Here is a 16,812-nt window from a genome sequence, read left to right as displayed (position 1 = left end):
GGGGCAAGACGCCGGAGGCCGGACGAACGAAAGCGAAGGGCCTCGAGCGACTCCCTCCGCCAGCATTATCTGGTTCAGGTTCAAAGGGTACTTCTCAGCCCGCCTTCCGGCGAACGCCCCTGTCTCTCAACGCCTTCGTCATCGCAAATTATCGGCGGCTTGTCACGCCCTATCAGTTCAGCCGGGCCTCGCCGCTGACGATACGCTGCTCGCCTTCATCGAAGAGATGAACGGCATCATGAATGGGCGCAACCTTCAGGACATCGCCGGGCGCTGCTCTGATCCGCTCGCGGAAGACGCAGCTGATGGTCTGCGTACCGAGTCTGGCGATGACGAGGGTTTCCGATCCCGTCGGCTCAACGACGACAGTGGTGATCTCGATGCCACCGGGGTCGAGCCGGAGATGTTCGGGGCGGATGCCGTAGGTTACGGCATCGCCCGGACGGCGGTCGCTTGGGAGGATGATGCCGTCTTCGGTGCGGAAACCCACATCCGTCATGCTGCCCTTGATGAAGTTCATGGCGGGCGAGCCGATGAAGCCCGCGACGAACAGGTTGTTGGGCCGGTCGTAGAGATCGAGCGGAGAACCGGACTGCTCGATGCGGCCGTCCTTCATGACGACGATCTTGTCGGCCATGGTCATGGCCTCGATCTGGTCGTGGGTGACGTAGATCGTCGTCGTCTGCAGCCGCTGGTGCAGTTCCTTGATCTCCGAGCGCATCTGGACGCGCAGCTTGGCATCGAGATTGGAGAGCGGTTCGTCGAAGAGGAAGACGGCCGGGTCGCGCACGATTGCCCGGCCCATGGCAACACGCTGGCGCTGGCCGCCGGAGAGCTGTTTCGGATAGCGTTCGAGCAGGCTTTCGAGGCCGAGAATCTTGGCGGCATTGCCGACGCGCTTGTCTATCTCCTCTCGCGGCATACGCTTCAGCCGCAGCGAGAAGCCCATGTTCTTGGCAACCGTCATATGCGGATAGAGCGCATAGTTCTGGAACACCATGGCGATGTCCCGGTCCTTCGGTGCCAGCTCGTTGACGATGTGCTTGCCGATCTGGATCTCACCGCGGGTAATGCCCTCGAGGCCGGCGATCATCCTGAGCAGCGTCGATTTTCCGCAGCCGGACGGTCCGACGAGAACCACGAACTCGCCGTCGCGGATATCGACCGATACGCCCTTGATGGCCTTGAACGCGCCATAGTCCTTGCGGGCATTATTCACGGAAACATGAGCCATTGTCGTCCTCCCCAGGCCGCGATCAGAGCGTGTTCAAGGTGTTTCTGAGAAAGCCGAGGCCGACGCGCTCGCCCTCCTTGCGGGCCTCCAGGTCCTTGCCCGGCCAGCCGTAGGCGGCATCCTCATGCTCGATCGAGATCGTGCCGTCGAAACCGTAGCTCACGGCCTGGCGCAGGAATTTCGTCCAGTCAAGAAGGCCGAGGCCGGGCAGCTTGTATTGCCACCAGCCCTTGCCGTGATAGCCGACGGCCTGCTGTACGGCGGGATCGATCGCGGTGTCCTTGGCATGGAGGATGGCAATGCGGTCCTTGACGTCCTCGAGCGCCTTATAGGGATCGACGCCGATGCGCAGGAAGTGCGAGGGGTCGAATTCCAGCCCGAAGCGGCGGTCTGGAATGCGCTTGAACAGCTCGTCGTAGCCCCTCGGCGTCGTGCCGACGAAATTGTCCTTCGGCCCTGGCCAGTTTTCGATCGCGAAGATCAGGCCGCTCGATGCCGTCTCGGCAATCAGGCCGTTGGTGTAGGCGGCGAAGTCGTCATAATTGGCCTCGTCGCTGGCTTCATCGTTGCGTCCCGGGAAGATCACAAAGATCGGCACACCAGCCTCGCCGATCGCCTGGGCGAATTCCGAGGTGCGCGAGCGCAGATCCTTGCGCTTGGCATTGTCGGCGTCGAGCTGGTTGCCGAAATAGGTGATGGAGGAGACGTAGAGATTGCGCTCGCGAGCGAGTGCCACGGCAGAGCGGACCTTGTCGGGCGTCTTGATATGCCCGCCGACATCGATCTCGATGGCATCGAAACCGGCGGAGGCCGCGAAATCGACCACTTCTTCCAGCGGCCGGTCGTTGAACGTCGACGTATAGAAACCGATCTTCATCAAAATCCTCCCAGGCGCCGCCGCGGCGGCTGTTCTAGTTGTTCAGGCGATCCATGTATTTCAGGGGTGAACGCGTGCGTTGAACCTCATCTGACGACGCTAGCATCAGCGCTGCCGCCATTGGCATGGCCGCAGCACCGATCGCCGAAGCATCGTCGCCAAGCGAGGCGCGGTGAAGCGACGGCAAAGCGGCGTCGGCGGCATCGAGATGCTCATGTACATAGCGCAGCAGCTCGTCGATCATGCGGATCGGCAGCCGCCCGCCGACCAGGATGGCGTCGGGATCGATGATCATGCCGATATGCCGGACAGCGACGGCCAAATGGGCGCTCATCTCCCGCAGCCATTGCGAGACCAGCCGCTTTCCGCGCGTATCGAGCGTCAGTAGATCCTGCGGTACGCTGACCTTGATGCCGTGTTCCGCGAGGAACTCGTAAAGGCAGAACAGGGAAAAGATCTCGCCGAGCAGCCGCACCTTCTGCGCCCGCTCGTCCTTACCGTCGGCAATCGGCAGCCAGCCGATTTCGCCGCTAAGGCCCATGGCGCCGCGGTGGCCATTGCCATCCAGCACCAGTCCGCCGCCGGGGCAGGCATTTATGGCGATGTAGAGGAAGCTGCGGCTTTCGGCGCCGAGCCCATAGTCGAGTTCGGCCAGTGCCGCGGCATTGGTTTCGTTCTCGATGAAGACGGGGTGCTGCGTCAGGCCTTCGATCGCGGTGCGCACGTCGAATTCCAGCCATTCGGAATAGTCGGCCGGCTTGCCTGGAAAGGATATTTCGCCCAGCCAGTCCGGCATGGCGAGACCGATACCGGCCAGATGAGCGTCGTCGATCAGGCGGCTGCGCTGAAAATGTGATATCGCGTCGGCCGACAGCTGCATGAATTCGGCAGGCAGAATGTAGCGCTTTTCGTGATGCACGCGGGCACGCACATTGCCGACCGCGTCGACGGCAAGGATGGTCAGGTGATCGCGGTCGATATTGATGCCGATGGCGAAGAACGCGTCCGGATTGATCTCGAGCTCGATGGCGGGCTGTCCGCGCAAACCGTGGCGGCGCCGAGCCTCGATGATCAGGCCCTCGTCCAGCAGCCGGTCGACGATGCGGGCGATGGCCGGCTTGGTGAAGCCGGTCTGTCTTGCAATCTCCGCCCGCGAAATCGGGGCCTGCCGGTGGATGCAGCGCAGCACGACGGCGCGGTTATGCTCGCCTGCATCTTCGACATTTGCCCCCGATAGATCGGGGGAGAGCTTGACGCCCGCGGTCTGGTTCATGGTCGCGATCCTTCATCTTCCATCGGCATCAGACCGGTCTCATCCCTTGACTGCGCCGCTGGTCATCGCGCCGAGAATCAGTCTCTGGAGCGACAGGAAGGCCACGATCGCCGGTACGACGGAGATCAGGCAGGCGGCGGCAAGCAGCTGGATCGACGAGTCGGTCTGCATGCCGCGGAAGTTAAAGATACCGACGCCGATCGGCATCAGATTGTTTTGGGTCAGCAGCAGAAAAGGCACGAGGAATTGCGACCATCCGGCAATGACGGTGATAATAAAGACCGAGGCGATGCCCGGCGCCGAGAGCGGCAGGACGATACGCCAGAACACCGAGAAGCGATTGCAGCCATCGATCATCGCGGCCTCGTCAAGACTGCGCGGGATGCTATCGACTGTGCTCTTCAACAGCCAGGTCGCCAGCGGCACCCCGAGCGCGATATAGACCATGACGACGGCAAAATGCGTGTCGAGCAGGCCTAGCTTGTTCATGTAGCGATAGAGCGGCACCATGATCACAAGCGGCGAGATCATCTGGAAGAGCAGCAACCCCATCATCGACAGGCCCTTGCCGCGAAAGTGGAAGCGCGAGAAGGCATAGGCTGCAGGCAGCGCCACGATGAGAACGCCGAGACCGCTGAGCGCCGCAAGCTTCAGCCCGTTCCACAGATAAAGCGGGAAATAGCTGTTGTTGAGAACGGCGACGAAGTTTTCCATCGTCGGATTGTGTGGGATGTAGCGGGCGACGCCGCGATAGATCTCGCGCCGGTCGCGCATCGCCATCGACAGCAGATAGGAGAGGGGGCCGGCGAAGAAAACGAACATCGCCAGCATGAACAGATAGCTCAGAAAATCGCCAAACCGCGTGCCGGTGCGCCCGCTCATTGCTCTTCCTCCTTGGGCAGGAACGACGCATAGACGAAGGCGAGCCCGAGACTGATGATCAGCATCAGCACGGAGAGAACGCTGCCGCCCGACAGGTCGTAATTTCTGAAGACGATGTTGAAGACGTAAAGCGAGATCACTTCCGTCGCACGGCCGGGACCGCCACCTGTCAGCGTGATGATCGCGTCGAAGGTGTTCAGCGTCATGATGGTGATCAGGATCATGTTGACCAGGATCGCGGCGCGCAGCTGAGGAATGGTAACGAAGAAGAACTGCTGCGATCCGGTTGCGCCATCCACTTCCGCCGCCTCGTAGAGCGAGGGGTCGATCGCCTTCAGTGCCGCATACATGACGACCATCGAGAAAGCCGCACCGCGCCAGATGTTGGATATCAGCGCCGACCAGGGCGCGATCGACGGATCCGAGAGCCAGGCGACGGCGGGCAGGTGCATCATTCTGAGGATGCTGTTCAGCGCGCCATAAGGCGCTTCGGAAAACAGCATCTGCCAGATGATGCCGCCGGCGATACCCGGGACTACCCAGGCGACAAGCGCCGTGGTGCGCAGGATCGTCGTGCCGAACAGGCCGCGCTTTTCGCCTCGAACGACGACGACCGCGACGGCAAGTCCGAGGATCTGCTGGCCGATAACGCTCCCGCCGACGAAGATCAGCGTTGCCCACAGGATATCAGGCAGCTGCGGCGAGCTCAGCGCATTGGAGATCGAGCCGAGTGTATAATCCTGATTGTCGCCGATCAGCGTGGCATTGGTGAACGACAGGCGGAACACGTCGATGACGGGGTAGAGATAGAAGATGCCTATGACGATGATCACGGGCATGATCCAGGGCAAGGGTGCCCCGGCGAAACGGCGCATGAACGATCTGCTGTGAGGCGGGCTGACGGCCTCGATGGCGATAGGGCTCATTGGGCTTCTCTGTCCGGGTTTGGGAATGCCGGCGGCGCCCATTTCCGGGCGCCGCCACGATCACAATCTCTAGAGACGCTTGTAAGCCTCCATCGTCGCATTGAACGCGCCGTCCAGTGCTTCTTCCGGCTTCTTGGTGCCGGAGAGGACGTCACCCATCATGATCTGGATCTGGTTGGAGATCTCAGGATAGATCGGTGCACCCGGCCGCGCCTGACCGTTCACCAGGGCGTCGGCGAAGGTCTTGTTGGCTTCGGTCGAGAAGACATCATATTTCGTGAACAGCGACTTGCGCGTCGGAAGCTGCTGCTGCAGAGCGTTTGCCGGTCCCATATAGACCTCGCGGGCGAGGTTGGCGCACATCTCGACCTTGTCCTTGTCCTTGGCGAAGGATGCGATCGTCCAGCCGCCGGTTCCCGTTGAGCGCTGGTCGGCGGTCGGACCGGGGATCGGCGAGAAGGTCCAGTTCTTGAACTCTTCGTCGTCGAGCGTGGCCTTCAGCTGTGCATATTGCCAGTTGCCGCCGATGAAGAGGGCGGTGGTTCCGGCCGCAGCCGCCGCGTTCAGGTCGTCATAGTTACCGATCGTCGTCACGCGCTTCGGTGCGGCACCTGAATCGACGAGGTCCTTGTAATAGTTGAGCGCCTTGAGGAACTTCTCCTTGTTTTCACCTTCGCCAAAGATCGGCTTGCCTGTGTCGTCGACCAGTTTGCCGCCGAGTGCCCAATAGTTGGCGAGCCAGTCGAAGGTCGAGCCCTCATAACGGCCGGCGTTGAAGAGGATTCCCTCCATGCCTTCGCCGACAGATGCGATGCCGGCCTTCTTCAGGTCGTCCCAGGTCTGGGGCGCGTCGGCGACGATCGACTTGTTGCGATAGAGCACGCGCAAGTCGGTATCCCACCACCAGGCGCGGACGCTCTTGTCCTTGTCGGTGATGCCCTCGCGGATGAAGGGGAAGAGGTCGTCCACTTCTTCCTTCGAGAAGTATGGCGTGAAATCCGCCAGCACGTGATTGACCATGAACTGCGAGAGCACGAAGGAATCGACCGCGGCGCAATCCGGCGCGTTGCCGGCCTTGGCCTGCTCGAGCATCTTGGCCTGTTCGGTGCCGATATCGGCCGACATGAACTGCATCTGCAGCTTCCAGTCGGGATGCTTCTTGATGAAATCGACGAAGAGTTTCTGGTAGCCTTCGGCGATCTTTGCGTCGGCATTGTTGGGACTGTCGTTTGTCAGGCGAACGACGAGGGACTTCGGTGCATCGGCAAGGCCGATCCTGTCCTTCGTCGCCAGTTCTTGGGCAAATGCGGCAGGCACTGAAAATAACATTGTGCTCAGCGCCAATGCGCCGACGAACGCTCTCTTCATGATGGGTCTCCTCCCCATTTTCAACGGATACAGCCTGGTGGTCAGTTGACCTCTCCTCAATTCCATGCTGCATTAATTAGATTAAGTTACTTTGATTTGATGTCAAGCCGCACTTGGGAGGAATGAGATGCTGGCGACATTCAACACAAGTTAGGCGGGTTAAAACCCGGTTTCCCACGGATCGAACAGGCGTCTTGCGACCGTCGCAACACGCACAGGATGTGTTTTGCCCGGCTGCCGACGTGGTGGCCGAACGTGATATCTATGGAGGATAAGATGCGATTACTCATTCTCGGCACTGGCGGAATGGCGAACCAGCACGCTGCGCGGTTCAAGGAGATCGAAGGGGTCAGCGTTGTCGGCGGCGTCGATGTCGTGCCCGAGCGGCTGGCGGCTTTTTGCGCCGAACACGGCATAGCCAAGCAGTTCAGCACGCTTGAGGAGGCGCTGGCTTGGGGCGAATTCGATGCTGTCGCCAATGTCACCCCCGATCGAATCCATCATCCGACGACGCTGCAGGCGATCGCCGCTGGCAAGCATGTGTTCTGCGAAAAACCGCTCGCAACGGATGCCACCAAGGCGATGGAAATGACCGAAGCGATCGAGAAATCGGGCAAGGTCGGTATGGTGAATTTCACCTACCGCAATTCGCCGGCTCTCCAGAAGGGAAGGCAGATGGTGCTGGCTGGCGAGATCGGCGCTGTCAGGCATGTCGAGGCTTCGCATCTGCAGAGCTGGCTGGTCGGCCGCCACTGGGGCGACTGGAAGAGCGAGAGCAAATGGCTGTGGCGGCTTAGCAAGAAGCACGGCTCGAACGGCGCGCTCGGCGATATTGGCATCCACATCGTCGATTTCGCCTCTTATGGTTCGGGGCTCGACGTCGCCCATGTCTTTGCGAGGTTGAAGACTTTCAACAAGGCGCCGGGCGACAAGATCGGTGAGTATGATCTCGACGCCAATGACAGCTTCACGATGAATGTCGATTTCACCTCAGGGGCGATCGGCACCATCCAGGCGACACGAACGGCAGCGGGGCAGATGGACCAGCTGCGCCTTCGCGTCTATGGCGAGACCGGTTCGATCGAAATGATCTACGACACCGGAAAATCGACGCTGCGCGCCTGCCTTGGCGAGGACGTGCACACCGCGACCTGGCGCGATATCGGCTTCGATCCCGTCGAGACCAACTACCAGCGTTTCGTCCAGGCGGTGCGTGCCGGGAAGACGCAGGAGCCGTCGTTCCGGCGGGCGGCCAATATCCAGAAGGTTCTGGACAAGGCGCTCGCTTCCGATCTCAGCCGTACGGACGAAGCGCTGGCATAGATCAGGCCGAAACCGGCGGCAGCAGGGTGTTGAGGAACGGCAGCAATGCCGCCCCGAGCGCAATGCCGCCGCCGCTGAAGCTGGCCGGTTTCATCGGCGAGATCCACGGCGTCAGGAACGGGCGCTTCGAGGTATCGCGGCGCTCCACCGACAACTGATGGATCAGCGCCTCGATGGTAGCCCGCGGCAGATCGCTGCCGATCATGATGACGCTCGGGGCGACGAAGCCGGCGATCGCGATGATCGGGTCGAGCAGATGGCTTGCGGCGTCGCGGATCCACTGCCCGAGTTCGTGCGGCGAGGCCTCACCATCTTCGAGAACGCGTGCAAAGGTCTCGCTGCCGACAGCCGCGCGCAGTGCTCCGAACCCGGCCACGCTGTTCAGCCTGACATTGTCGGGACCGGTCAGCATTTCGCCAATGCCGCCCGCCCTGCCATGAACGCCGGAATAGGGCGCGCCGCGGACGAGGAAGCCGGCCTGGACGTCCTCGTCGAGAATGATCATCGCAAGGCCGCCCACCGTTGCCGGGCTGCCGATCGTGCGCTCGGCCAGCAGGCTGGCGGTACATTCGTTTTCGACCTCGGGCTTCGGAAGTCCGGAGAGCGCAGCAAGCGCCTCGTTCTGCTCGTCCGTCCAGATATTCGAGCCGATGCCTGCACCGATGATCGGCAAGGCCGCGTGGCGGTCCATCATTTCCTTGATGGCGCTGTGGACGGACGTCACCATGGCAGCTGGATCTGGCTGGAAATAGGCGCGGTCATGCACCTGGCCGCTGAGATCGATCAGCACGGCTTCGCAGCGGCGTTCACGGATCCTGATGCCGATCGAAAAGGCCCCACCCGGGCGCAATGCGAATTCGGCAGCGGCCGCCCCGCCGCCCGCGCCATTGCGCCGGTTCGAGGTCACAAGGCCTTCTTCGCCGAGGCGGCGAAGGATGTTGGTGATCCCTGGGCCGGTCAGTCCGGAGTGCTGGCCTAGCTCCATCCGCGTCAGCGGCCCATGTCGGCGGATCGCCTCCAGGATGACGCGGATATTCCGGTCGGCGATCTCCCCGGATCGCAAACCAACCGTTTTGCCGCGCGCAACGCCCGGTTCCTGGGTCTGACGCCGCGGCCCTGATCGAAGATACCGCATGACCGTCTTTCTTGAGCACTGACTTGCTTTTGTATCTGATAAACCCATCGATGTTTTGACCATCGCACCTGTAACCTATTGAAATTTGGCACCGGCTCGCGAAGAAAGCAACGAGGATTAGCCAAAAAGAAAGCTAAAACTGGCCAACAGCAATAAGCAAAAAGAAAAGCCGGGATCAAGCCCGGCTTTGTTGGCAATCGGTTTTTGAAAGCAGCTATCGGAAACGCACGGGATCGACGTCTGATCGTCGGTAAAACCGCGTTCCCGCCGCGATGAAGGCGGGAGCCACTCCTGCGTGATCGAGTTTTCCCATCAAGGTAGGTCTAGCAATCCCCGCATCTTCACTGAGCCGCGGTAGCGCTACGTACTGCCGGGTGAATTCGTGAAGGGCCTCAGGTTCGATCACGGTATGGTTGGATCCCCGGCGTAGGACCGGCCGCTGAACAGTCGGCAAGCGGCCTTCAGCCACGAGCGCGCTGACAACGCGGCCATCAATGGGAATAAGCCTGCTCACCTCTGCGAAGGTATAACAGCCATGCGGTTGCACGGCTGTACAACGCTTCACTTCGTTGGGATCGACCTTGATCCGGCCAAATCCGTTCTCATTGGTGTCGATGCCTACCGTCTTGATCGCGCCGTCAAGTATCTTCTCGATCACGACCACCAAATTGGTCGCCCCGGCGCGCGCTGCTTCCTGGATACTGCAGAGTCCATTGGTGTGAGAACAGGAAGCGGCCGAGGCAACCTTCGCCACCACTTCGTCGAGGACCCTCTGATCGAATGTCCAGTCGAGCCTGGCAGTGTCGAGTGATCCCATCGAGCTAGCTGAGATGATGTGTCCATGCTTGACCAAGGCTCGAAAAGAGGTCTCATCGATGCCGAGGTATGCACTCGCGGAACGCACATTGAGCTTCCGCTTGAGTTCCCTCGCGTGCGACTCCATGAGCTTGGCGTCAAGGAGAACCCGCTCCGGTGTCGTTGATCTCGCAGACACTGGCACAGCGCCTGCGTTGATCAGTTGGTTCAACAGCATCCGAGTATTGACTTTGAACTGCTGTGCCGCGGAGGAGACAGAATGTACGCGACGCTCAGTGAYGGGTCCAAGAAAATAGTCGCCTGGCGCAAGAGGCAGCGTCTCAAGTCCTACGTTCCGGATTATTTCCCGAATGGGACGATATTCCTGCTCGAGCGAATGGAAGGTCAACTGTCTATAGAGAGACCCAAGGCCACTCCGCCCGAGCGATCTTGGGTAAGCGTCCTGAAATCGAACCATTTGAGACCGTAGGGACTCTTCAAGTGATGCGGGACCGCCATGGACCAGATCGAAGCCCATACCCGCGCATGTCGACCACTCGCGCTCATCAAGAGCAGCTGCCCGAAAATCAATGCCATGACGCTCGCATGCTCCGATCGTTTCGCAGATTTTCAACGCGACGTACAAAGGGAAGGTGTCCAGCCATGGAGACATCGTCTTGTCTCCCGCAAGGCGCGCCTCCGTATAGAGTTGCAGGTTATCTGTCTTCATTTTTTCCGCCGCCGGAGGTGCAGACTTGGTGCGGACAAGTTCCGCTTGCAGCTCGGCCGCGAAATCGTGGAGGAACATCGGGTCGGGCCGCAATGGTGATGTGAACAGTCTGATGCCGTGGCGGCGGCAAGACCTGACAGACTTAATCTGCCATGTCAGCCGACCGAACGCTCGATGCCCGCGGCGTCCTTCGCCAAATCTCTCATCATCCTCGAGACAACGCGGGCAATACCTAAGCCGGGAGCGTTCCAACATCGACATCTCAATTTCTTGCTCGCCGCCGATTAGGAGGAAGTTCCCGCTCGGCTTCATCACTCCCGGAGTCAGATCTGACGCGTGAACCTGCAGTACATCGGCGTAAGCCTCGATCGCTTTCTGATTGCCGACCGCAAGACTGAAAAAGCGAAAGCCGTGATCGGTGCCGAAGGAATAAGCGCGCTCGTAACCGCTCGCGGCAGCAAGCCGCGAGCAGTGGCTGGCGACGGTTTCGCCAGCGTTGAAGGGAAGTAGCTCGGCAAGCCTGTTCATTGAGGGCGCACTCCGTGCTTTGTCGCGTTCTTTCCTTTGGACTTCAGCTTGGCCTCCTCCCAGGCACGGTCGTCGTCGCGAAGGAAAGCTGTAGCAGGATCGAGTTCCTCCCAGTTGGCCGCCTTGAAAACGTTCTTGTTCGGCCTGCATCCGGAGAACGACGCGTAAGTCCTGACGAAGTCTTCCTGCGTGACGAACTCGCGCGCATCGAGGATGGCCATTTCGACCGCGGCGCGGATCATCTGTACGGTTGATCCGAACTCTGCATCGCACGCATGCACGAGCCGACGGAGGAAGCTGCCCTTCCGAATACGTTCGGCGTCGTCGGAATCGTCTTCTTCGGCAGGCTTTTCCGAAAGATCGATGCGGATCTCCATGCGGGCATGGTCAACGACAATCGTTTCCAGGATTCCCTTGATTGCCTCGGTGCTGCCGTCAGCATCGATAGTGTCGAAAGGGATCACTGTCCGACGATTGTAAAGCTGCTTGCGGGCCAGGAAGCTCGCGAGCGGTGCCACGCCAGCGAGGATCAGGCGGACGGGCCACTCGGGCATCTGGGTCAGGGATTTGAATGCATCGCCAATGACGGTGGCTTCGCGTAGAGTAGCGGTCTCGATGGCATTTTGCGCTTCATCGATGACGACCCACATGACCTTGTGGACCTTGAGCAGCCGCCGGAAAAGCAGCCATGCTGCGCTCTCGCGGATGGTGTCCCGCGGCACGTGGCCGAGAGCTTCAAGGCCCGTGATTGCGAGAAGACGTGGGGTGCACGGGGAGGGCGCATCCAGAACGATAACAGGGTGAATGAGTACGCCATCCTCGTCGGTGTAGGACGCCATCGCCTTGATCGTTCCGATGTGCTTCATGAGTGCGGTGGTCTTTCCGGCGCCAGACCGACCGGAAACAGCCACGATGCGGCGCTTGTCAGGCTTGCCTGTGATTGGCGTTGTAACGCTGGCCACCGAGGCTAGGAGCGCGGCGCGCAACTGCTTGTCCCGATCGACTGCAATATAGTGATCGTACAGTTCCGCAATGCGATCGGCGACAACAAGACGGTTATCTCCCATTTGTCCGCGTACATGGTCGATGGCTGCACGGCTGCGTCTCGCGTCAAATTCCTTTTCAAACTGTGTCATGCAGTCACTCCTTACTCGTCGTTGAAGAGATTGTTGCTGATGCGGCGAACAACGGAGGTTTCGGTCTCCGGCGTCTGCTCTTCCCTGTTGTCGGCTGCCTGGTGATCTTGCTTTTCAGGCCTGCTCACCTTCCCGAGTTCAGGACGGCCGTACTGGTCCTCCTGCTCGCGGACCGCCTGTGCGCTCGCCTTCTTCTTGGCGTAGACGATGGGCTCGATACGCAGGGCGGCGAAGAGCTCGTTCGATGGCCGCCATTCGCCCTCGGGCACAGGCTCGCCCTTGACCGGGCCGTCTACGAGATCGAAGACATGATCCATCTTTTTTTCGAAACGCAGGAAATCGTCATCCGTGAGCACGGGGTTGACGAGCCCGGCTTCGAGCCGCGCCATCTCTGCCTGCTGCTTCAGCCAGGTGAACGTATCGAGAAGCGTTTGGCGAGAAACCTTGGCGTTCTCGCGGTTGAAAAGCTTCAGACGCTCAGTTGCCGCGAGCCACTGCCAGATGCTGACACCGGCCAGTTCCTTATGGACGCAAGGAACCTCGATCCAGCCGTTCTCGGTCAGCACGGAAATGCTGAAGAGACTGTGGTTGTTCACGCGGCCTACCACCTTGGCTTTCTTCGCTTTGCGGCGGAGCTGCTGCAACTGCTTGCTCTGGAAATAGAGACCAGCGACGCGGTAGCCTTTCTTGCTGATGACGCGCTCGACGTATGTTCCGAACAGGTGCGTTCGCAGTGCCCCGGTCGGGCCAGGTTGAACACCGTAGTCGCGGGCGAGTTCAAGCCAGCGATTGTTTGGCGTGGAGTCGTTGATCTCCGAGTGCTCGGCGTTGTGATAGCCATCGACGAGCCACCGGATCATGCACTCCGCGACCTGATCGGCCATAGCAGACGCGAACGCCTCGGAATCGTAGTCACCCTTCGCGCCTGGCGAGCCCCAAGTTCTGCCGTGAAAGTAGTTGAACATCTGCTTGGCGAACGTCAGAAACCACCGCTCGATGAAGCCACGCATGGATGCTTCACCCGCAGGAGGCAGGAAAAGATCGATACCGGCATCGTTTGCCGCCACGCGGAATGGACGGTGAACGAAGTACACGGCGCTGTCGACCGCGAGCATCTCCATCGTCCCGCCCTGTCGCCACGGCGACACGCAGCCCAGCCGCCGGGCGATGTCGGTCTTGTCCCGCGTCGCCATCTCAAGCGCGGTCATTGCAGACTTCTTCGACGGCGGTTCGGCGCTGACGTGCAGGGCGATGATGCTCCGCGACGCCACGCAGATCATTGCGGTGATGTAGAGCCGGATCCGCTTGACGCGCTTCTTCTCCGCCTTTGAAAGGGTTGGCCAGACGCCCGTCTTTACGAGCAGGGAGTGAAGATCCGTCTCGTGGTCGTCGAGCTCAACCCTTTCGAGCGCGCGGACGACATCGAGACCGCCGTGCTCCGGCTGCCAGTTTCGGCGGGCTTCTTCCTTGCCTTCACGACCAAGCTCCCGCCACATGTCCGGCAGGTCATTGTATCGGTTTCGGAGTGTCTCCGGGACCGGCACGCGAAGCTGGTCATCGGGGCCGCGAAGCTTGTTCGCCGCGATGATCTTGTCCTCCATCGTCTTATGGATGGCGGCGAGGTTTGGCTGCGTTCGCGAGCACGCTTCGCGAATGGCCTCGTTGAGAAAGACCAGCTCGTCGGCGTTGAAGTACTCTTCGCGCTCGTGCCTGTAGTTCGTTTTCAGACAAAGAGGATCGAAGTCGTTCGCGACCATCGCCGAGATCCAGCCCTTGAGCGTGGAGGGCCTTGGCTCGGTCCAGGCGACTTTCTTTTTTGTCCTGTAGGTGACGCGCGTCCTATTTCCGACCTTGAGCTGGATCTTGCGCCACTCGGCAGCAATAATAGGAATCACGCGTTCCAGGGCGTCGGCCGAGGTACTGACCGGAGGCGGAAGATCGAGGCCGTCAATTCGGCAGCGTCTCTTCTGCTCCTCGTACTCGTCGCGGAGACGAAAGAAACCACGGACGAAAAACTCCTTCTCAAGGATCTCGTCTTGGTGCTGCGGAGCCAGTGTGCTGAGACTGGAAGCTCCGCTGAGCCGGGCCTTTGCCTTCCTATGCGAATAGAAGCCAAACTCAACGGTCATGGGGTTCGACTTGCGGTTCAGGCGTTCGTTGAGATCGGCCTGGGTGAAGCTGATGGTCGCGTTCGTCTCGTCCATTCGCTTTAGCGTGGCGCCGTTGCGATCGCAGTAGAGCACGTTGTACTCGATGCCGAGATCGGTGACCTTGGCACCCTTTGGCAGGCGGATGAACGGAAGCGTGGCGGGCGCGTGCTGCAGCGCAAGCGCTGCACGGAGCTGATCCTGCATTCGGTTTCCTCTCACTGGTTGAAGTTGAAGCGGACGAAGGGCGCATCGATCAGCCGCAGATCGGGACGAACAGGGGCCAGTGCCTCCTGGAAGACCAGGCACCAGACCGCATTCCAAGCGTGGGCTTCGCTGTCGAAAATCGACATGAGATCGCGGAGCGCCACTGTGCCTTGGAAGCGAGCGGCGTGGTCCCTGAGCCTGTCGTTGTCGTCGACGCACGGTTGGGTGATGGCGCGCAGCACGCTGCGACCATTCCATCCGCGGGCATCCGTGATCTCGCGCTCGGTGAAAATGATTGCCTCGTCGGCGAAGCCATCCAGCGAGTGCGTGTTGATGCTGTCGACGGTGTAGGGCAGACCGTCCTTGTCGAGCAGTCGGGTGGGTCGCACTGCGACGACGACGCGCGTACCAGTCCCGGCCATGGTCGTGCGGTAGTCGATGGTGTGCTTCTCTGTCCCGTCTTCCTGAATGATCGGGATTGCCGATGGCTGGTCTTCGACATGGGATATCTGGCGCGAAGCACAAAGCATGTAGGCGAGATTCATTTCATGCGTGCTCGAGTGGGTGACTGCCTTACGGGTGCGCGGGTTGACGATGGTGCCTCTCGAGTGCCCCTTTGTCCTCGCCGGGTACCAGCGTGAGGGCGTAGCTTCGAGAGTTGGCTGCCAGACCCACGGATAGTCCGCGAGATGGTCAAAATTCTCCTCACCGTCGTCTTCGATCTCGAACGGAAGGTATCTGCCGGACAGCGGGCCGTCAGGCTTCAGAAAGACGGTCTCGGTCGGCAGCGGAAGCAAGGTTCGGTCGTAACCGGCCTCGAGCTCGTGCATGTACCGGATCACTTGTCGGATGCGTGTCATTGCATACTCCGTGGATAAAAAAGGAATATCGCCCTCGCCGCGGAACGGCGAAGTGGGCGTAGGCGGGAAGTGTGATTGGCAAAGCTGGGAGGCCGGGACGTCCAGCGCTATTCGTTCCGGTTTGTATTCAGTGCGCCTGCTTCGAATAGGAAGCGTTCGAGGTCGGTCTTGTACTCGTCCAGCTCAATGCGTTCGCTGAGATCGTTGTGAGCAGTGCGCTTTCGCGCGACCGGACGGTGACGACCTATGTCGTCGAGGGCGGCCTTAAGGTCCTGGAGGGATCGGATGGCTTGTCTGTTGTGCTTCATTGGAACTCCTTGGGACGCAGTTGCCGATCCCGGCGGCGTAGGCGACCAGGTCGGTTTGATTGATTTTGGGGGGTCGGCTACCGGAGCTGGATCGATGGCTCTGGTAAAGTCACTAGGTCGCGCGGCAGCGGCAGCGGTCGCGAGACCAATTGGAGCAGCGGGTCTTTTCCGATTTCCGGAACGCACGCATTTCAGCAAGGCTGCCGAACACGTGGGTCCGGCCAGTCATCCTGTCGACAGTCGCGCATCGCACTGGATCGCTTGAAACGCGGTGTTGCGTGATGCGTTCAGGGGACCTATCCCGCGACATTTTTCCCTCCTTTCACGTTTAGTGAGAACCGGACGAGATCGCGGAACGTCCCGAAGGGGATAAGCTCGAGCTCCGGTTCGCCCTGAGACCTGAAGTGGACGTTCATTTCGCGGATGCAGGCGGCCATCGCGGCCCAAATTCGCCAGGCGTGCGTCGGATAGCTGACTGCAGCGGCCATTGCATTGGCGAGCGTCTCTCCTTCCCACTGCGCGTATTTGGCGGGGCGGACGTCGATCGGCAGTTCCACGGCGTTGGACTTCTTGGTGGCACGCTGGTCATGCGTTGCAGAGTTCATTGAGCTTCTCCTATTGAACGGAATGGCGGCGGCATCGGAGGCGTCGACGCCGCCGTGTTCGCACGTCGGTTTGCTGTTCGTTGGCGGGAGCGGTGGCTACTACGCGGAGGCAGGCGGAACCTCGTCGAGAGGTTCGGCGAAGGCGGGGCGGGGCCGCGCTCCCGATTTCACTATCTTCTCGAAGTCCTCGAACGGCATGATCGGCAGTTCAGCCCGCCCGCGGGCTCGCAAGCGCAGGTTCATTGCGTCGATGGCGTTTGCCATGTCCTGCCAGAGATCGTTCTCGTCGCCGCTGAGATGCTCGGCCGCATCCATCGCGGCCTTGGTGAGTGCGTTGGCCAAGTGGCGGAAGTAGTCGGTCTCGATGATCTGCTTGAGGTCCGACTGGTTCCAAGTGAGTGCACGGGCGTAAAGAAGCAGGCGGTCGAATTCGCTGGTGGTCATCGCGTTGTCCTTTTCTGTAGTGCATGGGAAGACG

General features: G+C 60.4%; 15 protein-coding genes and 1 riboswitch. Of the genes, 1 reads left to right on the top strand and 14 read right to left on the bottom strand.

The annotated features are described in order from the left end of the window. Positions 1-34: 34 nt before the first annotated feature. Positions 35-131, bottom strand: a riboswitch (TPP riboswitch). Positions 132-172: 41 nt separating this feature from the next. The 6 genes from AC1DIJ_RS00565 to AC1DIJ_RS00540 all read right to left on the bottom strand — a co-directional run bounded on the left by AC1DIJ_RS00565 (position 173) and on the right by AC1DIJ_RS00540 (position 6,560). After that, on the bottom strand, positions 173-1,234 hold the full coding sequence (locus AC1DIJ_RS00565; RefSeq protein ID WP_112388400.1) for a sn-glycerol-3-phosphate ABC transporter ATP-binding protein UgpC: 1,062 nt from the start codon (positions 1,232-1,234) through the stop codon (positions 173-175). Positions 1,235-1,256: 22 nt separating this feature from the next. Further along, on the bottom strand, positions 1,257-2,111 hold the full coding sequence (locus AC1DIJ_RS00560) for a sugar phosphate isomerase/epimerase family protein (RefSeq protein WP_112388399.1): 855 nt from the start codon (positions 2,109-2,111) through the stop codon (positions 1,257-1,259). Between the two features lie 34 nt (positions 2,112-2,145). Then, complete coding sequence (locus AC1DIJ_RS00555) at positions 2,146-3,384, bottom strand: ROK family transcriptional regulator (protein WP_112388398.1); 1,239 nt, start codon at positions 3,382-3,384, stop codon at positions 2,146-2,148. Between the two features lie 39 nt (positions 3,385-3,423). Next, on the bottom strand, positions 3,424-4,266 hold the full coding sequence (locus AC1DIJ_RS00550; protein WP_112388397.1) for a carbohydrate ABC transporter permease: 843 nt from the start codon (positions 4,264-4,266) through the stop codon (positions 3,424-3,426). Beyond that, positions 4,263-5,192, bottom strand: a complete 930-nt coding sequence (locus AC1DIJ_RS00545) for a carbohydrate ABC transporter permease (RefSeq protein ID WP_112388396.1) — start codon at positions 5,190-5,192, stop codon at positions 4,263-4,265. The genes AC1DIJ_RS00550 and AC1DIJ_RS00545 overlap by 4 nt, the downstream gene beginning before the upstream one ends. 69 nt (positions 5,193-5,261) lie before the next feature. Next, positions 5,262-6,560: an extracellular solute-binding protein gene (locus AC1DIJ_RS00540; protein ID WP_112388395.1), complete on the bottom strand. Its 1,299-nt coding sequence runs from the start codon at positions 6,558-6,560 to the stop codon at positions 5,262-5,264. A 276-nt stretch (positions 6,561-6,836) separates the two neighbouring features. On the opposite strand from AC1DIJ_RS00540, the gene AC1DIJ_RS00535 reads away from it, so the two are divergent. Beyond that, positions 6,837-7,883: a Gfo/Idh/MocA family protein gene (locus AC1DIJ_RS00535; RefSeq protein WP_112388394.1), complete on the top strand. Its 1,047-nt coding sequence runs from the start codon at positions 6,837-6,839 to the stop codon at positions 7,881-7,883. A gap of 1 nt (position 7,884) precedes the next feature. Here the strand turns inward: AC1DIJ_RS00535 and AC1DIJ_RS00530 are convergent, their stop codons facing one another. From AC1DIJ_RS00530 to AC1DIJ_RS00495, 8 genes are all read right to left on the bottom strand, one after another. Beyond that, positions 7,885-9,018, bottom strand: a complete 1,134-nt coding sequence (locus tag AC1DIJ_RS00530; RefSeq protein WP_112388393.1) for an ROK family transcriptional regulator — start codon at positions 9,016-9,018, stop codon at positions 7,885-7,887. A 214-nt stretch (positions 9,019-9,232) separates the two neighbouring features. Further along, positions 9,233-11,071 carry a TniQ family protein gene (locus AC1DIJ_RS00525; RefSeq protein ID WP_477831159.1) on the bottom strand — a complete coding sequence of 613 codons (1,839 nt, stop codon included), beginning with the start codon at positions 11,069-11,071 and terminating at the stop codon, positions 9,233-9,235. Further along, entirely contained in the window at positions 11,068-12,207 is a 1,140-nt protein-coding gene (locus AC1DIJ_RS00520; RefSeq protein WP_112388392.1) for an ATP-binding protein, read from the bottom strand. The genes AC1DIJ_RS00525 and AC1DIJ_RS00520 overlap by 4 nt, the downstream gene beginning before the upstream one ends. An 11-nt stretch (positions 12,208-12,218) precedes the next feature. Then, positions 12,219-14,561, bottom strand: a complete 2,343-nt coding sequence (locus AC1DIJ_RS00515) for a hypothetical protein (RefSeq protein WP_477831158.1) — start codon at positions 14,559-14,561, stop codon at positions 12,219-12,221. An 11-nt stretch (positions 14,562-14,572) separates the two neighbouring features. After that, positions 14,573-15,421 carry a VOC family protein gene (locus AC1DIJ_RS00510; protein ID WP_162705997.1) on the bottom strand — a complete coding sequence of 283 codons (849 nt, stop codon included), beginning with the start codon at positions 15,419-15,421 and terminating at the stop codon, positions 14,573-14,575. A 107-nt stretch (positions 15,422-15,528) separates the two neighbouring features. Continuing rightward, a complete protein-coding gene (locus tag AC1DIJ_RS00505) occupies positions 15,529-15,729 on the bottom strand; it encodes a hypothetical protein (protein ID WP_112388389.1) in 201 nt (66 codons plus the stop codon). Positions 15,730-16,025: 296 nt separating this feature from the next. After that, positions 16,026-16,334 carry a hypothetical protein gene (locus AC1DIJ_RS00500; protein WP_112388388.1) on the bottom strand — a complete coding sequence of 103 codons (309 nt, stop codon included), beginning with the start codon at positions 16,332-16,334 and terminating at the stop codon, positions 16,026-16,028. 99 nt (positions 16,335-16,433) lie between these two features. Next, positions 16,434-16,778, bottom strand: a complete 345-nt coding sequence (locus AC1DIJ_RS00495) for a hypothetical protein (RefSeq protein WP_112388387.1) — start codon at positions 16,776-16,778, stop codon at positions 16,434-16,436. Positions 16,779-16,812: the final 34 nt, after the last annotated feature.

This window comes from Rhizobium sp. 10N427 (genome assembly GCF_056394605.1).
This window is presented reverse-complemented; position numbering and strand designations above follow the sequence as displayed.

What these genes read in the sequence shown, in the direction of transcription:
- AC1DIJ_RS00565 (WP_112388400.1), bottom strand. Translation starts at nt 1,234, where the DNA reads ATGGCTCATGTTTCCGTGAATAATGCCCGCAAGGACTATGGCGCGTTC.
- AC1DIJ_RS00560 (WP_112388399.1), bottom strand. Translation starts at nt 2,111, where the DNA reads ATGAAGATCGGTTTCTATACGTCGACGTTCAACGACCGGCCGCTGGAA.
- AC1DIJ_RS00555 (WP_112388398.1), bottom strand. Translation starts at nt 3,384, where the DNA reads ATGAACCAGACCGCGGGCGTCAAGCTCTCCCCCGATCTATCGGGGGCA.
- AC1DIJ_RS00550 (WP_112388397.1), bottom strand. Translation starts at nt 4,266, where the DNA reads ATGAGCGGGCGCACCGGCACGCGGTTTGGCGATTTTCTGAGCTATCTG.
- AC1DIJ_RS00545 (WP_112388396.1), bottom strand. Translation starts at nt 5,192, where the DNA reads ATGAGCCCTATCGCCATCGAGGCCGTCAGCCCGCCTCACAGCAGATCG.
- AC1DIJ_RS00540 (WP_112388395.1), bottom strand. Translation starts at nt 6,560, where the DNA reads ATGAAGAGAGCGTTCGTCGGCGCATTGGCGCTGAGCACAATGTTATTT.
- AC1DIJ_RS00535 (WP_112388394.1), top strand. Translation starts at nt 6,837, where the DNA reads ATGCGATTACTCATTCTCGGCACTGGCGGAATGGCGAACCAGCACGCT.
- AC1DIJ_RS00530 (WP_112388393.1), bottom strand. Translation starts at nt 9,018, where the DNA reads ATGCGGTATCTTCGATCAGGGCCGCGGCGTCAGACCCAGGAACCGGGC.
- AC1DIJ_RS00520 (WP_112388392.1), bottom strand. Translation starts at nt 12,207, where the DNA reads ATGACACAGTTTGAAAAGGAATTTGACGCGAGACGCAGCCGTGCAGCC.
- AC1DIJ_RS00515 (WP_477831158.1), bottom strand. Translation starts at nt 14,561, where the DNA reads ATGCAGGATCAGCTCCGTGCAGCGCTTGCGCTGCAGCACGCGCCCGCC.
- AC1DIJ_RS00510 (WP_162705997.1), bottom strand. Translation starts at nt 15,421, where the DNA reads ATGACACGCATCCGACAAGTGATCCGGTACATGCACGAGCTCGAGGCC.
- AC1DIJ_RS00505 (WP_112388389.1), bottom strand. Translation starts at nt 15,729, where the DNA reads ATGAAGCACAACAGACAAGCCATCCGATCCCTCCAGGACCTTAAGGCC.
- AC1DIJ_RS00500 (WP_112388388.1), bottom strand. Translation starts at nt 16,334, where the DNA reads ATGAACTCTGCAACGCATGACCAGCGTGCCACCAAGAAGTCCAACGCC.
- AC1DIJ_RS00495 (WP_112388387.1), bottom strand. Translation starts at nt 16,778, where the DNA reads ATGACCACCAGCGAATTCGACCGCCTGCTTCTTTACGCCCGTGCACTC.